At 54.5% G+C, this 15697-nt stretch carries 15 protein-coding genes; 12 read left to right on the top strand and 3 right to left on the bottom strand.

From position 1 onward, the window contains the following. Positions 1–133: 133 nt before the first annotated feature. Genes ACI7MX_RS15770 through ACI7MX_RS15760 form a run of 3 tightly spaced genes read left to right on the top strand, consistent with a single transcriptional unit; the run spans position 134 to position 2810 of the window. A complete protein-coding gene (locus ACI7MX_RS15770; RefSeq protein ID WP_405590079.1) occupies positions 134–1009 on the top strand; it encodes a hemin ABC transporter substrate-binding protein in 876 nt (291 codons plus the stop codon). Continuing rightward, on the top strand, positions 1006–2043 hold the full coding sequence (locus ACI7MX_RS15765; RefSeq protein ID WP_314490525.1) for an iron ABC transporter permease: 1038 nt from the start codon (positions 1006–1008) through the stop codon (positions 2041–2043). Before ACI7MX_RS15770 ends, ACI7MX_RS15765 begins: the two co-directional genes overlap by 4 nt. Beyond that, positions 2043–2810 (top strand): heme ABC transporter ATP-binding protein, encoded by a 768-nt coding sequence (locus ACI7MX_RS15760; RefSeq protein WP_405590075.1) that lies wholly within the window; start codon positions 2043–2045, stop codon positions 2808–2810. The genes ACI7MX_RS15765 and ACI7MX_RS15760 overlap by 1 nt, the downstream gene beginning before the upstream one ends. A gap of 230 nt (positions 2811–3040) precedes the next feature. Here ACI7MX_RS15760 and ACI7MX_RS15755 read toward each other — a convergent pair whose 3' ends face one another. The 3 genes from ACI7MX_RS15755 to ACI7MX_RS15745 form a co-directional block, all read right to left on the bottom strand. Then, positions 3041–3313 (bottom strand): TfoX/Sxy family protein, encoded by a 273-nt coding sequence (locus tag ACI7MX_RS15755; protein ID WP_314490519.1) that lies wholly within the window; start codon positions 3311–3313, stop codon positions 3041–3043. A 250-nt stretch (positions 3314–3563) separates the two neighbouring features. Further along, positions 3564–3905 carry a pentapeptide repeat-containing protein gene (locus ACI7MX_RS15750; protein ID WP_314490516.1) on the bottom strand — a complete coding sequence of 114 codons (342 nt, stop codon included), beginning with the start codon at positions 3903–3905 and terminating at the stop codon, positions 3564–3566. A gap of 89 nt (positions 3906–3994) precedes the next feature. After that, the gene (locus ACI7MX_RS15745; RefSeq protein ID WP_405590071.1) at positions 3995–5551 is read right to left on the bottom strand and encodes an AAA family ATPase; all 1557 of its coding nucleotides are present in this window, start codon (positions 5549–5551) and stop codon (positions 3995–3997) included. Positions 5552–5668: 117 nt separating this feature from the next. On the opposite strand from ACI7MX_RS15745, the gene mrcB reads away from it, so the two are divergent. The 9 genes from mrcB (at position 5669) to msrQ (ending at position 15486) form a co-directional block, all read left to right on the top strand. Continuing rightward, a complete protein-coding gene (gene mrcB, locus ACI7MX_RS15740; RefSeq protein WP_405590068.1) occupies positions 5669–7993 on the top strand; it encodes a penicillin-binding protein 1B in 2325 nt (774 codons plus the stop codon). Between the two features lie 16 nt (positions 7994–8009). Then, positions 8010–8747: a tetratricopeptide repeat protein gene (locus tag ACI7MX_RS15735; RefSeq protein WP_314490507.1), complete on the top strand. Its 738-nt coding sequence runs from the start codon at positions 8010–8012 to the stop codon at positions 8745–8747. Beyond that, positions 8747–9076 (top strand): YqcC family protein, encoded by a 330-nt coding sequence (locus ACI7MX_RS15730; protein WP_314490504.1) that lies wholly within the window; start codon positions 8747–8749, stop codon positions 9074–9076. The genes ACI7MX_RS15735 and ACI7MX_RS15730 overlap by 1 nt, the downstream gene beginning before the upstream one ends. 432 nt (positions 9077–9508) lie before the next feature. Then, the gene (locus ACI7MX_RS15725) at positions 9509–11233 is read left to right on the top strand and encodes an acetolactate synthase 3 large subunit (RefSeq protein WP_314490501.1); all 1725 of its coding nucleotides are present in this window, start codon (positions 9509–9511) and stop codon (positions 11231–11233) included. Positions 11234–11235: 2 nt separating this feature from the next. After that, entirely contained in the window at positions 11236–11727 is a 492-nt protein-coding gene (ilvN, locus tag ACI7MX_RS15720; RefSeq protein ID WP_019410366.1) for an acetolactate synthase small subunit, read from the top strand. 51 nt (positions 11728–11778) lie between these two features. Beyond that, the gene (ilvC, locus tag ACI7MX_RS15715) at positions 11779–12795 is read left to right on the top strand and encodes a ketol-acid reductoisomerase (RefSeq protein ID WP_122783674.1); all 1017 of its coding nucleotides are present in this window, start codon (positions 11779–11781) and stop codon (positions 12793–12795) included. Positions 12796–12937: 142 nt separating this feature from the next. After that, positions 12938–13795: a CDP-diacylglycerol--serine O-phosphatidyltransferase gene (pssA, locus tag ACI7MX_RS15710; protein ID WP_405590062.1), complete on the top strand. Its 858-nt coding sequence runs from the start codon at positions 12938–12940 to the stop codon at positions 13793–13795. 63 nt (positions 13796–13858) lie between these two features. Continuing rightward, positions 13859–14872: a protein-methionine-sulfoxide reductase catalytic subunit MsrP gene (msrP, locus tag ACI7MX_RS15705; protein WP_405590059.1), complete on the top strand. Its 1014-nt coding sequence runs from the start codon at positions 13859–13861 to the stop codon at positions 14870–14872. Beyond that, positions 14872–15486 (top strand): protein-methionine-sulfoxide reductase heme-binding subunit MsrQ, encoded by a 615-nt coding sequence (gene msrQ / locus ACI7MX_RS15700; RefSeq protein WP_405590056.1) that lies wholly within the window; start codon positions 14872–14874, stop codon positions 15484–15486. The genes msrP and msrQ overlap by 1 nt, the downstream gene beginning before the upstream one ends. Positions 15487–15697: the final 211 nt, after the last annotated feature.

Raw genomic sequence — 15697 nt, 5'->3', positions numbered from 1 at the left:
GACATCAGGGCGGGTTATTAGGTTGACGTGCAAATGCAAACAATTATCAAATAGAGCTTCAGCTGCAAGGGTCTCTTGGCTGCATCACCCGAACCTTGCCCGTTGTGCCCTCTTTATCAAGGAACATCTCTGTATGCGCTTGAGTACCCACCTGATTGCCCTATGTACTGGCCTTGTGATCAGTCATGCGAGTTTGGCCAGCGATTTGCCGCAACGCTGGGTCAGTGTTGGAGGTGCGCTATCGGAGTGGGTCAGTGTGTTGGGCGCGGAGTCTAAATTGGTTGGGGTCGATACTACCAGCCAACACCCGCATTCACTTAAGTCTCTACCCAGTGTGGGATACCAGCGCCAGCTTTCTGCAGAGGGAATCTTGAGCTTGAAGCCCGATGTTTTGATTGGCACGGATGAAATGGGGCCGCCGCCGGTGTTGGCGCAGATTCGTGGGGCGGGGGTGCCCGTTGAGATGTTTTCGGCTCAGCCTGACCTGGCAAGCCTTGAGGCGACACTCACCCATTTAGGGCATTTGTTGGGTGATGAGGCGCACGCCGCACAACTGCTTATGGATTACCAACAGCAATTGCAGGCGCATCAGCAGCAGGTGAAACGAGCGCAAGCCACTCAAAAAGCGCCGGGTGTGCTGTTGCTGTTGGGCCATGCAGGGGGCAAACCGATGATTGCGGGCAAGGGCACGTCAGCGGACTGGCTGTTGACCCAAGCGGGTGGGCACAACTTGGCGACGCATTCGGGGTATAAACCATTTTCTGTTGAAGCGCTGGTTGGGCTGAACCCTGAGGTGCTGGTGTTTGCCGATCGCGCACTGACTGGTGAGTCCGCTCGAAAGGCATTGATGAAAGAAAACCCAATTCTGGCGTCGATCAAGGCCGCTAAGGATGGGCGTTTGTATGAGCTTGATCCAACACTGTTGGTCGGAGGACTTGGCCCGCGTTTACCGGCCAGTTTGAAGCAGCTGACCGCTGAGTTTTATCCCAAGGCGCCTGCAAACCCATGAGGACACTGGTTAAGCCTCGCTCATTGTTTATTGGGTTGGGTGCGCTGTGCGTACTGGCTGTTTGGTTGTCACTGGCCTTGGGGCCGGTGAGCCTGCCTTTAATTGATACCTTGCGTGCGGCATTGCGCCTGATGGGAGTGCCTGTTCATGGCGAGGGACTGGAGCAGGCCGAGTTGATACTGGGGCAGATTCGTTTGCCGCGGACTTTGCTGGGACTGGCGGTTGGCGGCGTGCTGGCGTTGTCCGGGGTGGCGATGCAGGGATTGTTTCGCAACCCATTGGCAGACCCGGCCTTGGTCGGCGTGTCCAGCGGCGCCTCTTTGGGCGCGGCGATAGCGATTGTGGGAGGCGCAGCCCTGGGCGGGCTGCCTGAGTTTTTAGGCCCTTATTTATTGTCGTTTTGTGCGTTCGTCGGGGGGCTGGCTGTCACCGCGCTGGTGTATCGAGTCGGTCGTCGTAATGGTCAGACTCATGTGGGCGTGATGTTACTGGCAGGGATCGCACTGACCGCGCTGGCAGGCTCTATCGTGGGTTTTTTCACCTATCTGGCTGATGATGCGACGTTGCGCACGCTGACATTCTGGAACTTGGGAAGCCTTAATGGCGCCAGCTATGCACGGTTATGGCCGTTGCTGGTAGTCACGGCGGGTGTGGCCTTGTGGTTGCCGCGTCGGGCCAAGGCGCTGAATGCGTTGTTGTTGGGCGAGTCCGAAGCCAGTCATCTGGGCATCAATGTGGAAGGTCTCAAGCGTGAGCTGGTGTTGTGTACAGCGCTGGGGGTCGGTGCAGCAGTAGCCGCGGCTGGAATGATCAGCTTTGTCGGGTTGGTAGTTCCTCATCTGGTACGACTGCTGGCGGGGCCAGATCATCGAGTGCTGCTACCCGCTTCTGTACTGGCGGGCGCTACCCTGTTGCTGTTTGCCGACCTGATTGCACGACTGGCTTTAGCGCCAGCGGAATTGCCGATTGGTATCGTTACCGCATTCCTGGGCGCGCCCTTTTTTCTCTATTTACTGCTGCGAGGCCGCCACTGATGCTGCGCACTGAAAAGTTGCACATCCGACGCGGTGAAAAAATCGTGCTGGCAGATGTATCCCTTGAGGTGCGGGCGGGTGAAGTGCTTGGGGTGCTAGGGCCAAACGGCGCGGGTAAAAGTACCCTATTGTCGGCGTTGTGCGGGGAGCTTGCGCCCTCAGAAGGGCGGGTGTTGCTGGATGATCAACCTCTGGGGCAATGGAAAGGCCCCGAACGTGCCCGACGATTAGCTGTTTTGCCGCAAACATCGACGCTGGATTTTGCATTTCGAGTAGAGGAAGTGGTGGGTATGGGGCGCTTGCCTCATCAGACAGGGCGGGTGCGCGATGCACAGATAATCCATGACGCTCTGGAGACTGCGGATGTTGGACATTTAGCGGGTCGCAGCTACTTGGCGTTATCAGGTGGCGAACGTCAGCGCGTTCACTTGGCGCGCGTGCTGGCGCAATTATGGCCCGGGCAAAATGGTCAAACCCTGTTGTTGGATGAGCCAACTTCAATGCTCGACCCTTTGCATCAACACACGACGTTAAAGGCCATTCGCGCATTCGCTGATCGCGGGGCGGCCGTGCTGATCATTCTGCATGACTTGAATCTGGCTGCGCGTTATTGCGATCGCTTGTTACTGCTGGAGTCGGGGCGCCCCTGTGCACTGGGTTGTCCACAGGCAGTATTGCAACCCGATTTGCTCAAAGCCGTATTCGGTCTGGATGTACTGGTGCAACCGCACCCCGAATTGGGTCACCCGCTGATTATTGCGCGCTGAAGCCAAATGCTTGGTATTTAGCGAGGGCTTTTTCACAGGCAAAAAAAGACCCGGCAAGAGCCGGGTCAAATAACCGTGATTAGCCTGATGAGGAGATGTTCTGAGAGTCCGAACCAAGGGCCTTTCAGAATATCGGCTGGTCTCGCGACCAGATGGCGTAATCATAACAATTCTCATTTCCATGTCAACAACTGTTTTCAGCTTGATCCATAAGCGCGTAAACGGTTGTTTCAGCTTTTTCGCGACGTGGCCAACTGATCGACTTGCCGATTAAGCGCTTCTTTGCGCTCGACAGGGATGTCGTTCCAGTGCACATCCAGCAATGCGCCCTCAATGGCATACAGCAATACCTTGGAGGCTCTGAAACCTCTAGCCTTGACCGCCCGGTAGGCATCCACGGCACCCAGACGTTTCAAGTCCGATGCGCTATGAATACCCACAGCGTGAAGCCATTGCGCTGACGTTTTGCCAAGATTCTTCAAATGCTGAAGTTCATCGTTCATCAGCTCTCCTTGCGACGGCGTGAGCTCAGCGTTTACGGGACGAAACGGTTTTTACTGAAGTGTAGCGGCAGGTAGGAATAGCGCTGCCTATTAGTCGTTTTTGGAACAAGCATGCGGTGCCATAACATGAATAGAGCTAAAGAAAAGGCCGATGGCACAGCGCAGAACGTAGAAGGCAGAGCGCTTGCGTCGGCCCTTCTTGCGAGCTTGACTCCCGAGCGTGGCTTAGCGGCGAAGTGTCGTATTTGTATTACCGGGTGCGGTAGCGCAACCGAGTCCCGAAATTAACCGACATCAATATTTCATCGGCTGTCAGTTCTACGGGAAAGTACGCACCCGAAATTTGTGCATGAGCCAGGCTGGCGCCTTCGATGCAGGCAGTGCGCAAGTCTAGGCCGCGCAAATCGGCTGAGCGGAAGTAGCCATCAGTAAAATCTATGTCGTTCGCATTGAGCTCACGCAGATCCAGTCCTCGAAAATCTCCCCCGCGCATATCGACGGGCCCATCTGGGCGCTGTTGATTAAACCCGTTGATGTTGTCTTCATGCAGCAGTGTGTAGAGGGCTGACGCCAGTACTGAAGGGTGACTCATGGGGAGACTCCTGCGTGATCGATACTGGCATTATAGTATCGCTGTGGGTGCGCCGTTAAATCACGGTGTTTGACAGCGCACCCGAACACTTACAGGCCCGGCAAGCGCTGACGGATGTCAGCAATCAGGGTGTCGAGGCTTTTACTGTTGTGGGTTTCAACACGCTTGCTGTGCAATATTTCATCTGCCCCAAGCGGCTCCCGGCTAGCTTGTTGAGCCTTGACCACTTCCAGTGTGGCATCGGACGGATCAGTGCCAATGGCTCTGCGATGGGCCAGCCAGCCTTCAATGACGGCATCGGGGGCGGTGCAATCCAGGATCAGGCAAGGGACACCTGTTGCTTCAGCGACTTTGGCAGCGGCATCGCGTTGCGCACGTTTGAGGTAGGTCGCGTCGAGTACGACCGGGAAGCCTGCACGGAGGACGATTCCAGCCAGTTCGTGAAGTTTTGTGTAGGTAGCAGCGCTTGCATCAGCGTTATAAATACCTGTACCTACTGCATTTTCAGACTGTTGATTACCAAACATCTTCTTGCGGACTACATCTGAACGGATACGAATCGCCCCCAATGACTCGACAAGACGCATGGAGACGGAGCTTTTGCCCACGGCAGACACCCCGTGAGTAATAGCAAGAAAGCGTGAAGGGATAGTGCTGTAGCTTTCTGCCAGGTTGGCATAGTTGCGGTATTGGCGAAGGGTGGCGGCCCGTTGAACAGGGCTGGCTTCTGCAGGCATGCTGAACAGGCTGACCTTGGCGCGAACCAGTGCGCGGTAGGCTTTATAGAAGTTCAGCAGTTCCAGCCCTTGGTAGTCCTCGGTCAGCTCCAGGTACTGACTGACGAACCGTCGAGCCAAGGATTTCAACCCACGATCCTCCAGGTCCATCGCCAGAAACGCGGTATCGGCATACACGTCGGTGAAGCGGAAGGGCTCATTGAATTCAATGCAGTCGAAAATAACCACCTTGCCATCAATTAGAGTCGCGTTGCCCAGGTGAATATCGCCGTGGCATTCGCGAATAAAACCTTCGGCCTTACGCTTCTCAAGTAGCGGCTTTAGACGCTCAAAGCTCGCTTGAGCCCACGCCTGGAGTGCATCCAATTGTTGCAGGTCAGTTTTGTCCGAAAGAAACGGGCGAATTTGCTCGAAATTCTGGAGCACTGGGTCCATGACGGCTTGCGGGGTGCCTTGGTAATGCTCCAGAGGCACATGAGGGGCATGGGCGTGGAAGCGTGCAATCTGCTGGGCCATTTCATCAATATGAGCAGCATTTAACTCGCCGTTGGCTTGCAACGTACTCAGCAGTTGGCTTTGCGGGAATTGACGCATTTTCAATACATATTCAATGGCCGTTCCTTCTCCGCCCAGCACCGGCGCCTCGGCTGTGCCCGTGATGGGCAAGACGTCAAGGTACAGACCTTCGGTCAAGCGCTGGTTCAGGCGTAGCTCTTCTTTGCAGAAGTGCTCGCGGGCACTGAGATCGGTAAAGTCCAGAAATCCGAAGTTAACCGGTTTTTTCATCTTGTAGGCATATGAGCCGGTGAGGATGACCCAGGAAATGTGCGTCTCGATAACCTGAAATCCATCGACTTCATGTGGGTAAAGATCCGGGTTTTTCAGGGCGGCAATCAAATTCTGGCTCACGGTTGATCCTTCAAGGTTTAGAAAAATAATGGTGGCCATTATGGCTGCTGACAGCGGTACTGCAAACCGCCGGGCTGCGCATGATGAACATGAACAAAGTGCGTATAATCTCGCGCCATGACTCGAACCCGATCTTCTCGCACCCGTTCCAAACGTCCTTCCGGTGGTCCACGGCGCTGGCTGGGCTGGGCTCTTAAGCTCAGTCTGGTAGGCCTGGTTGTACTGGCAGGTTTTGCCATGTACCTCGATGCCATCGTTCAGGAAAAGTTCTCCGGCAAGCGCTGGACCATTCCTGCCAAGGTGTACGCACGCCCGCTTGAGCTGTTCGTCGGCCAGAAGCTGGCCAAGAATGACTTTCTTACTGAGCTTGATGCGCTCGGCTATCGTCGCGAAAGCGTAGTCAATGGTCCCGGCGTTGCAGCAGTCAATGGCAACACGGTTAACCTCAATACCCGTGGTTTTCAGTTTTATGAAGGGGCCGAAAAATCACAGCCGGTACGGGTGCGATTTTCGGGTGATTATGTCGCAGAGCTTTCGTCGACCAGCGGTTCAAAACTGCCCGTCGTGCGGCTTGAGCCTTTACTCGTAGGCGGCCTTTACCCGAAAAACCTTGAAGACCGCATTTTGATCAATATTGATCAGGTACCGCCGTTCCTGCTTGAGACGCTGGTAACGGTAGAGGACCGGGATTTCTACCATCACTTTGGGGTGTCGCCTAAATCCATTATCCGAGCGATGTGGGTCAATACGTCATCCGGGCAAATGCGTCAGGGTGGCAGTACCTTGACTCAGCAGTTGGTCAAAAACTTCTACCTGACAAATGAACGTAGCTTGAGTCGCAAGTTGACCGAAGCAATGATGGCTTTGTTGCTTGAGTTGCATTACGACAAGCGTGAGATTCTTGAAGCTTATCTGAACGAAGTGTTCGTCGGTCAGGACGGTCAACGGGCAGTCCATGGTTTTGGCCTGGCCAGCCAGTTCTTCTTTAGCCAGCCACTGGCTGAGCTCAAGTTGCATCAAGTGGCGTTATTGGTAGGGATGGTAAAAGGTCCCTCGGCCTACAACCCCCGTCGCTATCCTGAGCGTGCTCTGGAACGTCGTAACCTAGTTCTCGACTTGCTGGAGCAGCAAGGCGTCGCGACGGCGGAGCAAGTAGCTGCCGCCAAGAAAATGCCATTGGGTGTGACCAAGCGGGGCAGTTTGGCAGACAGCTCATTCCCGGGGTTCCTCGATTTGGTCAAGCGCCAGTTACGTGAGGATTATCGGGACGAAGACTTGACTGAAGAAGGGCTGCGGATCTTCACCAGTTTTGACCCGATCCTGCAAATGAAGGCAGAAGCCGCCGTCGGTGAAACCTTTAAACGTCTGTCCGGGCGCAAGGGTTCGGACGAAGTTGAGGCTGCAATGGTGGTGACCAATCCTGAAACGGGTGAGGTGCAAGCACTGATTGGCAGCCGGATGCCAGGGTATGCAGGCTTCAACCGCGCGTTGGATGCCGTGCGTCCAATTGGTTCGCTAATCAAGCCAGCTGTTTATTTGACAGCGCTTGAGCGTCCGAGCCAGTACACATTGACCAGTTGGCTGTCAGATGAACCGCTGTCGGTTAAAGGGGCTGATGGCCAGATCTGGAAGCCTCAGAACTACGATCGCCGCTCCCACGGTACCGTTTTCCTATACCAGTCGATGATGAACTCTTACAACTTGGGCACCGTTCGATTGGGGCAGGAAGTCGGCGTACCCAATGTGCTTAAAACCCTGGCACGATTGGGTGTTGAGCGAGAGTTCCCTGCGTTTCCATCCATGTTGCTGGGTGCTGGCGCCTTGAGCCCTATTGAAGTGGCGACTATGTATCAGACGCTGGCCAACGGTGGTTTTAATACACCGATGCGCGGTATCCGCAGTGTATTGACGGCAGAAGGCGAGCCGCTCAAGCGCTATCCATTCCAGATCCAGCAGCGTTTTGACCCGGCTTCAATCTTTTTGATTCAAAACGCTATGCAACATGTGATGCGTGAGGGTACGGGGCGCTCGGTCTATAACGTGTTACCGAGAAGCCTCGCTGTGGCGGGTAAGACAGGTACCAGTAATGACTCGCGAGACAGTTGGTTCGCCGGTTTTAGCCAGGACGTGCTGGCCGTTGTCTGGCTGGGCCGCGACGATAACGGCAAAACGCCGTTTACGGGGGCTACCGGTGCCTTGCAGGTGTGGACGAGCTTTATGAAAAAAGCTGACCCATTACCGTTGGATATGCCGCAGCCGGATAACATTGTTCAAGCCTGGATTGACCCGCACACGGGCCAGGGTTCCGATGCCAATTGCCCGGGTGCAGTGCAGATGCCGTATATTCGCGGCAGTGAGCCGCCAGCTGGCGCCAGTTGTGGTGCGCAGGAGCCTGCGCCGGGTGAAGCAGTGATGGATTGGGTCAAGGGCTGGTTGAATTAAGCAAAGAGGATTAGACGTGAACAAGTGGTGGATTCCGGCTGTTTCAGCCTTTGCTTTGCTTAATGGCTGCGCGAGCGTGCCGCAGGGTTCTATCCCTGTGGTCGACTCGGGTGTACCTGTGTCAAACAACGAGCGTGTATCGGCTCAGCGCACCGCCAGTCATTATCCGCAGGCGACGGCAGCTCGTGCAGCTCAGGCGCAGGCGATTCCTCAGGACTCGGGTGTCGTTGTGATGATTCCGGGGGGCGGGGCAGCTGTTTCGACTCCCATAAGCAGCGCGCCTTTTACGCCAGGGCCGATTACTCCTGGGCCGGCCTCAGCGCCCATCAGTACGGGAAGCTACACACCGAGCACGACCTACACGGCCCCGGCTCCAGTGAGCCCAAGCGGAATTCCCTCCAGCAGTGGTGGTCTGGCAGCTGATGAGCAATTGGACGGGCCGGTGCTGGCGCTGCTGACAACCGCTCAACAACAACAATCCAGTGGCGATTTGAATGGCGCTTCCTCGAGTCTGGAGCGGGCGCAGCGAGTAGCGCCTCGTGAGCCGCAGGTGCTTTATCGTCTGGCTCAGGTGCGCATGGCTCAAGGGGATGCCGCACAGGCGGAGCAATTTGCCCGCCGCGGCCTGACCTTCGCCAATGGTCGTCCCGACTTGCAGGCGAGCCTATGGGGTTTGATTGCTCAAGCCCGCGAAAAGCAAGGTGATGCCGCCGGCGCTGCATCTGCGCGTCAAAAAGCGAAGGTAAGTCTCTGATGGACGATCGTGTAGCGGCCCTTGCTGACCAATTACTGTTGATTGAGCGCGAATTGCGCGTGCAAGGCTGGTGGGACGATGTGGCTCCCAGTGCTGAAGCCTTGGCCAGTGTTGAGCCTTTTTCAGTCGATACGCTGGACTTTCATCAATGGTTGCAGTGGGTTTTCCTAACAAGAATGAAGCAAATTCTTGAGCACAACCTTCCCTTGCCCAATGCGTCCGGGATCCTCGAAATGGCCGAAATGGTGTATGCCGACCGTCCGCTTGAGAGCCTTGGATTGCGTGCGGCGCTGAAAAAGTTCGATCAACTGATCGTCGACGCTCGTTAATTGCCTGGCTGCCGGGTTTTCCGGCAGTCGAGCGCATATTTCTACCGCTTTGCGCCATTCGCGCGCGTTTTATCCCTCATCAAGCCCGCTTCTTATGAGTTCTGATGCGCTTTGTTGGAAAAAAGCGCAATTATTGCTTGACTTGCAGAGGCTGAAACACAAGAATCCAACGACCGCTGTACAGGGACTGCCAGAAGCAGACCCTCTCAGCAGATCATGAGGCGCACACCCGCGCCGACTTGTTACACCCGCAACGCGTTACCTCGCGCTGGGTGGGAAAACCCCGCAACACTTGGGGAGTTCCCAATACTTGCTCAGTCAGTGCTGACGTAGTCGGCGACTACCGTCGCTCATGCTCTGCTGAGAAGTAAACCTATTAAGACCCGTTCGTATTTTTGTGAGCGGTATTCTGGCGTTTTAGAGGTGAACAACGTGGAGCTTTTATCTGGCGGTGAGATGCTTGTCCGCTTTTTGCGCGACGAAGGTGTCAAAAATATCTACGGGTACCCAGGTGGTGCTCTCCTTCATGTCTACGATGCGCTGTTCAAAGAACCTGAAGTCACCCACATCCTGGTCCGACACGAACAGGCTGCCACCCATATGGCTGACGGTTATGCCCGTGCCACCGGTAAAGCCGGTGTTGTACTGGTCACGTCCGGGCCGGGTGCAACCAACGCCATTACCGGTATCGCTACGGCTTATATGGACTCCATTCCGATGGTGATCATTTCCGGTCAGGTGCCTAGCACCATGGTCGGAACCGATGCGTTTCAAGAGACCGACATGATCGGTATCTCCCGGCCGATCGTGAAGCACAGCTTTATGATCAAGCATGCCTCCGAAATCCCGGAGGTGATGAAAAAAGCGTTCTATCTCGCGCAATCCGGTCGTCCCGGCCCGGTGGTTGTCGATATCCCTAAAGACATGACCAATCCGGCTGAGAAGTTCGAGTACGTCTTCCCGAAAAAAGCCAAGTTGCGCTCTTACAGCCCGGCAGTACGTGGGCACTCGGGGCAAATCCGCAAAGCCGTTGAGATGCTTCTGGCGGCCAAGCGCCCGGTTCTCTATGCGGGTGGCGGCGTGATCCTGGGCGGCGGTTCTGAGCCGCTGACCGAATTGGCAAAAATGCTCAACGTGCCAGTGACTAACACGCTGATGGGGTTGGGCGCCTACCCGGGCACTGACCGTCAGTTCATCGGCATGCTGGGCATGCACGGCAGCTTTACGGCCAACATGACCATGCATAACGCTGATGTCATTTTGGCAGTCGGTGCGCGCTTTGATGACCGTGTCATCAACGGCCCGTCCAAATTCTGCCCGAACGCCAAGATTATTCATGTCGATATCGATCCGGCTTCCATCTCTAAAACCATCAAGGCTGATGTGCCCATTGTTGGTCCTGTAGAGAGTGTGATGACAGAAATGGTCGCCATCCTTAAGGATATCGGTGAAAAGCCGGATCCTGAGGCAGTTGCCAACTGGTGGAAGCAGATCGATGAGTGGCGGGGCGATCGCGGCCTGTTCCCTTATGACAAAGGTGACGGCAGCAAGATCAAGCCTCAAGCTGTGATCGAAATGCTCTGCGAAGTGACCAAAGGCGATGCGTATGTCACTTCCGATGTAGGGCAGCATCAAATGTTTGCGGCCCAATACTACCGTTTCAACAAGCCTAATCGCTGGATCAACTCTGGCGGTCTGGGCACGATGGGCTTTGGTTTCCCGGCTGCAATGGGTGTGAAGCTGAACTTCCCTGATGCTGACGTTGCGTGTGTGACGGGCGAGGGGAGTATCCAAATGAACATTCAGGAACTGTCCACGTGTCTGCAATATGACCTGCCGGTAAAAATTATCAGCTTGAACAACGGCGTACTTGGGATGGTTCGTCAGTGGCAGGACATGAACTACGGCAGCCGTCACTCGCACTCTTATATGGAGTCGCTGCCAGACTTCGTCAAACTGGCTGAGGCATATGGGCACGTGGGTATCAGAATCACTGACCTGAAAGACCTGAAGCCCAAGATGGAAGAAGCCTTCGCCATGAAAGATCGCCTGGTGTTCCTCGATATTCAGGTTGATACCAGTGAGCACGTTTACCCGATGCAGATCAAAGATGGCTCCATGCGCGACATGTGGCTGAGCAAGACGGAGCGTACTTAATCATGCGGCACATTATTTCTTTGCTTCTTGAAAACGAACCCGGTGCTCTGTCTCGTGTTGTCGGGTTGTTCTCTCAGCGTAACTACAACATCGAAAGCCTGACCGTAGCGCCGACAGAAGACCCGACTTTGTCGCGTCTGACGCTGACGACGGTGGGGCATGACGAAGTGATTGAGCAGATCACTAAAAACCTGAACAAGCTGATCGAAGTGGTCAAGCTGGTGGACTTGTCAGAGAGTGCTCACATCGAGCGTGAACTGATGTTGGTCAAGGTCAAGGCGACCGGCGCTCAGCGTGCAGAGATCAAGCGCACGACGGATATTTTTCGCGGGCAGATCGTTGACGTAAGCGCCAGTGTTTACACCGTGCAGTTGACAGGTACCAGCGACAAACTCGACAGTTTCATTCAGTCGATTGGCACTGCATCGATCCTGGAAACCGTGCGCAGCGGCGTTACCGGTATTGCTCGTGGCGACAAAGTACTCAGCATCTAACTCCAATTAAGTAGTACATGGCCGAATGGCCTGGATATATAAGGGAAAATCATGAAAGTTTATTACGACAAAGACTGCGACCTTTCGATCATCCAGGGCAAAAAAGTTGCCATCATCGGTTACGGCTCCCAGGGTCACGCTCAAGCCTGCAACCTGAAAGATTCCGGCGTAGACGTTACTGTTGGCCTGCGTAAAGGTTCGCCGACTGTCGCCAAGGCTGAAGCTCACGGTCTGAAAGTGTCTGACGTTGCCAGCGCCGTTGCTGCTGCAGACATTGTGATGATTCTGACCCCGGACGAGTTCCAGTCCTCGCTGTACAAGAATGAAATCGAGCCGAACATCAAGCAAGGCGCTACGCTGGCGTTCTCTCACGGTTTCGCGATCCATTACAACCAGGTGGTTCCTCGCGCTGACCTCGACGTGATCATGATCGCGCCGAAAGCGCCCGGTCACACCGTTCGTTCCGAGTTCGTAAAAGGCGGCGGTATTCCTGATCTGATCGCTATCTACCAGGATGCCTCGGGCAATGCCAAGAACGTTGCACTGTCCTACGCTTCGGGTGTGGGTGGTGGTCGTACCGGTATTATCGAAACGACGTTCAAGGACGAGACTGAAACTGACTTGTTCGGTGAGCAGGCTGTTCTCTGTGGCGGTACTGTCGAGCTGGTTAAAGCAGGCTTTGAAACGCTGGTTGAAGCGGGTTACGCGCCAGAAATGGCTTACTTCGAATGCTTGCACGAGTTGAAGTTGATCGTTGATCTCATGTACGAAGGCGGTATCGCCAACATGAACTACTCGATCTCCAACAACGCTGAGTACGGTGAGTACGTGACCGGGCCAGAAGTGATCAATGCTGAATCCCGTCAAGCCATGCGTAATGCCCTGAAGCGCATTCAAGATGGTGAATACGCGAAGATGTTCATCTCTGAAGGTGCTACAGGCTACCCATCGATGACCGCCAAGCGTCGTAATAACGCCGCCCACGGCATCGAAGTTATCGGCGAGCAACTGCGCTCGATGATGCCTTGGATTGGCGCGAACAAAATCGTCGACAAAGCAAAAAACTAAGTTTCAAGCGTAAAGAGAACGCGGCCTCGGCCGCGTTTTTTCGTTTCAGCGGCCGCTTCTGGTATAAAGCAGGATCGTTTGCGGGTGAGTCTTGGCCGCAAGCCTCTATCGAAAATTTTCATATCGTTGCAAGGTAATGTCCATGAGCGAACGTCCCGAAGAGCCAAAAACGGCTTCAGACGCCGATAGCCTGCTGCCTGTCGATGAGCATGTCGAAGAAGGGCATGACGCTGAGGGCCGTAAGGTCCGGCATCGTGGTATCTATCTGCTGCCAAACCTTTTCACTACGGCGAACTTGTTCGCTGGTTTCTACTCCATCATCAACTCAATGAGCGCACAAAGTGCTATGAGCGCTGGTGATGCTGCGGGTGCGAGCAAGTATTTTGCATTTGCTGCCATCGCTATTTTTGTCGCGATGGTGCTGGATGGCCTTGATGGTCGCGTTGCCCGTATGACCAATACTGAAAGCGCTTTTGGCGCTGAATATGATTCCTTGTCCGATATGGTCGCCTTTGGCGTCGCTCCTGCATTGCTGGCTTTTGGCTGGACGTTGGGTGATATGGGCAAGGTTGGCTGGATGGTTGCCTTTATCTATGTTGCGGGTGCGGCATTGCGTCTGGCGCGGTTCAATACCCAGGTTGGCACGGCAGATAAACGCTACTTTATTGGCTTGGCAAGCCCGGCCGCCGCCGGTGTGGTTGCAGGCATTGTCTGGGCATTCAGTGATTATGGAATCCAGGGATCCAAAATGTCCTTCCTGGTGGCCCTGCTGGTTGCTGCCGCGGGTATGTTGATGGTCAGCAATATCAAGTACAACAGCTTTAAAGAGCTGGACTTGAAGGGGCGAGTTCCGTTTGTAGCCATCCTTGCGGTGGTATTGGTGTTTGCCGTCGTGTTCAGCGATCCCCCGCGCATTCTACTGATCGCATTTTTGGCGTATGCCGCATCGGGTCCTATTCAATACTTGCTGCATCTGCGTCGTAACAAAACCCGCGATTGATGTAATTTCTCCCATACTCCGTAGTCTATTGGTGCATCAGCCCTCCAATGCTACGGAGTCGTCATGCTAATCAAGTTGCCTAAAGCGTCCGACAGTAAAGAGTCGGACGTAACGCCTGAATCCTTCTATCTATCCCGTCGTTCATTGTTGGGCAGTTCGCTTGCAGGCTTGGCTGTGGGCGTTCTTCCGCGTTGCTCCATTGCCGACGAAGCCGCCCGTTATACCGACGTCGAGCCGGGCAAGGCACCCAGTTGGTTGGTCGAAAAGCTTGCGCACACCAAATGGCAAGCCGTTACGGTAAAAGATGAAGCCATCACCCCTTTCAAGGACGCAACCCACTACAACAACTTTTATGAGTTCGGCACCGACAAGGGTGATCCCGCTAAAAATGCGGGGGCACTTATCACTGAGCCCTGGACAGTGGTTGTGGATGGGGAGGTGGGCAAGCCCGGTCGGTATGCTCTGGAAGATTTCATGAAGCCCTATCAACTGGAGGAGCGAATTTATCGATTGCGCTGTGTAGAGGCTTGGTCAATGGTGATTCCCTGGATGGGTTTTCCGATATCGGCCTTGCTTAAACAGGTTGAGCCCACATCCAAAGCAAAGTACATCCGTTTTGAAACATTGCAGGATCCCAAGGTGATGCCTGGTCAGCGCTCTGGTTTTGCTTTGATCGACTGGCCTTATGTGGAGGGGTTGCGACTGGACGAAGCCATGAATCCGTTAGCAATTCTGGCGGTGGGGATGTATGGGCGAGAGTTGCCCAATCAGAATGGGGCGCCACTGCGTTTGGTAGTGCCCTGGAAGTACGGGTTTAAAAGCGTTAAGTCGATTGTGCGAATCAGTCTGGTCGAGGAGCAGCCGAAAACCACATGGCAGGGCATCGCTGTGGACGAGTACGGGTTTTATGCCAATGTAAATCCTCAGGTCGACCACCCGCGCTGGACGCAGGCACGTGAGCGGCGTTTACCGAGCAGTCTTTTCAGTCCCAACGTGCGTGAGACACAAATGTTCAACGGTTACGGTGAAGAAGTCGCTTCTTTATATAGTGGGTTGGATTTGCGGAAGAACTATTGATGCGACTCCTGGTGTGGCGACTTTGCGTTTTCATAGCTGTGTGCATCTGGCCTCTGTATTGGTTGTATGAGGCTTGGAGTTTTGCTTTGGGGCCAGATCCCGGAAAGGTGCTCGTAGATCGGCTGGGGCTTGGAACACTGATTCTGTTGTTGGTGACATTAAGTATGACGCCCATGCATAAGGTTACTGGCTGGTCAGGGTGGATTGCTGTTCGGCGACAGCTTGGCTTGTGGTGCTTTGCCTATGTTGTACTGCACCTGTGTGCTTACCTGTTTTTTGTTCTTGGGCTTGATTGGTCGCAGCTAGGCGTGGAGTTGCGCAAGCGTCCCTACATCATTGTCGGCAGCCTGGGTTTCCTCTGTCTGCTTGCGCTGGCTGTAACCTCCAATCGCTACAGTCAAAAGCGCTTAGGAGCACGCTGGAAAAAGCTGCATCGTTTGGTGTACTTGGTTTTGGGGTTGGGCTTGCTGCATATGCTTTGGATTGTGCGGGCTGATCTCAAAGAGTGGACGGTCTATGCATTGATAGGAGTTGGTCTTCTGGCTCTGCGTATACCGGCGGTGATGCGCCGTATTCCACGGCTATACAAGAAAAAAACAGTTTCAGCGGCTTAATGGGTATTTACTGCTTGACCCAGAATTCTAACGGCCTATAATTCGCCCCACTTCCGGCGCAGTCGAAACGGAAAACTCCTTGACATTCAATGAGTTGTACGGTTTTCGGCGGTGTCAGCTTCAAGTCATCGAAGCAGGAAATGAGGTGTTGACAGCAGCGTGTAACGCTGTAGAATTCGCCTCCCGCTGACGAGAGATCGAAGGCGCAAGT

This window comes from Pseudomonas sp. 2024-210 (assembly GCF_045062345.1).
Lineage (GTDB): Bacteria > Pseudomonadota > Gammaproteobacteria > Pseudomonadales > Pseudomonadaceae > Aquipseudomonas.
This window is presented reverse-complemented; position numbering and strand designations above follow the sequence as displayed.

What these genes read in the sequence shown, in the direction of transcription:
- ACI7MX_RS15770 (WP_405590079.1), top strand. Translation starts at nt 134, where the DNA reads ATGCGCTTGAGTACCCACCTGATTGCCCTATGTACTGGCCTTGTGATC.
- ACI7MX_RS15765 (WP_314490525.1), top strand. Translation starts at nt 1,006, where the DNA reads ATGAGGACACTGGTTAAGCCTCGCTCATTGTTTATTGGGTTGGGTGCG.
- ACI7MX_RS15760 (WP_405590075.1), top strand. Translation starts at nt 2,043, where the DNA reads ATGCTGCGCACTGAAAAGTTGCACATCCGACGCGGTGAAAAAATCGTG.
- ACI7MX_RS15755 (WP_314490519.1), bottom strand. Translation starts at nt 3,313, where the DNA reads ATGAACGATGAACTTCAGCATTTGAAGAATCTTGGCAAAACGTCAGCG.
- ACI7MX_RS15750 (WP_314490516.1), bottom strand. Translation starts at nt 3,905, where the DNA reads ATGAGTCACCCTTCAGTACTGGCGTCAGCCCTCTACACACTGCTGCAT.
- mrcB (WP_405590068.1), top strand. Translation starts at nt 5,669, where the DNA reads ATGACTCGAACCCGATCTTCTCGCACCCGTTCCAAACGTCCTTCCGGT.
- ACI7MX_RS15730 (WP_314490504.1), top strand. Translation starts at nt 8,747, where the DNA reads ATGGACGATCGTGTAGCGGCCCTTGCTGACCAATTACTGTTGATTGAG.
- ilvN (WP_019410366.1), top strand. Translation starts at nt 11,236, where the DNA reads ATGCGGCACATTATTTCTTTGCTTCTTGAAAACGAACCCGGTGCTCTG.
- ilvC (WP_122783674.1), top strand. Translation starts at nt 11,779, where the DNA reads ATGAAAGTTTATTACGACAAAGACTGCGACCTTTCGATCATCCAGGGC.
- pssA (WP_405590062.1), top strand. Translation starts at nt 12,938, where the DNA reads ATGAGCGAACGTCCCGAAGAGCCAAAAACGGCTTCAGACGCCGATAGC.
- msrP (WP_405590059.1), top strand. Translation starts at nt 13,859, where the DNA reads ATGCTAATCAAGTTGCCTAAAGCGTCCGACAGTAAAGAGTCGGACGTA.
- msrQ (WP_405590056.1), top strand. Translation starts at nt 14,872, where the DNA reads ATGCGACTCCTGGTGTGGCGACTTTGCGTTTTCATAGCTGTGTGCATC.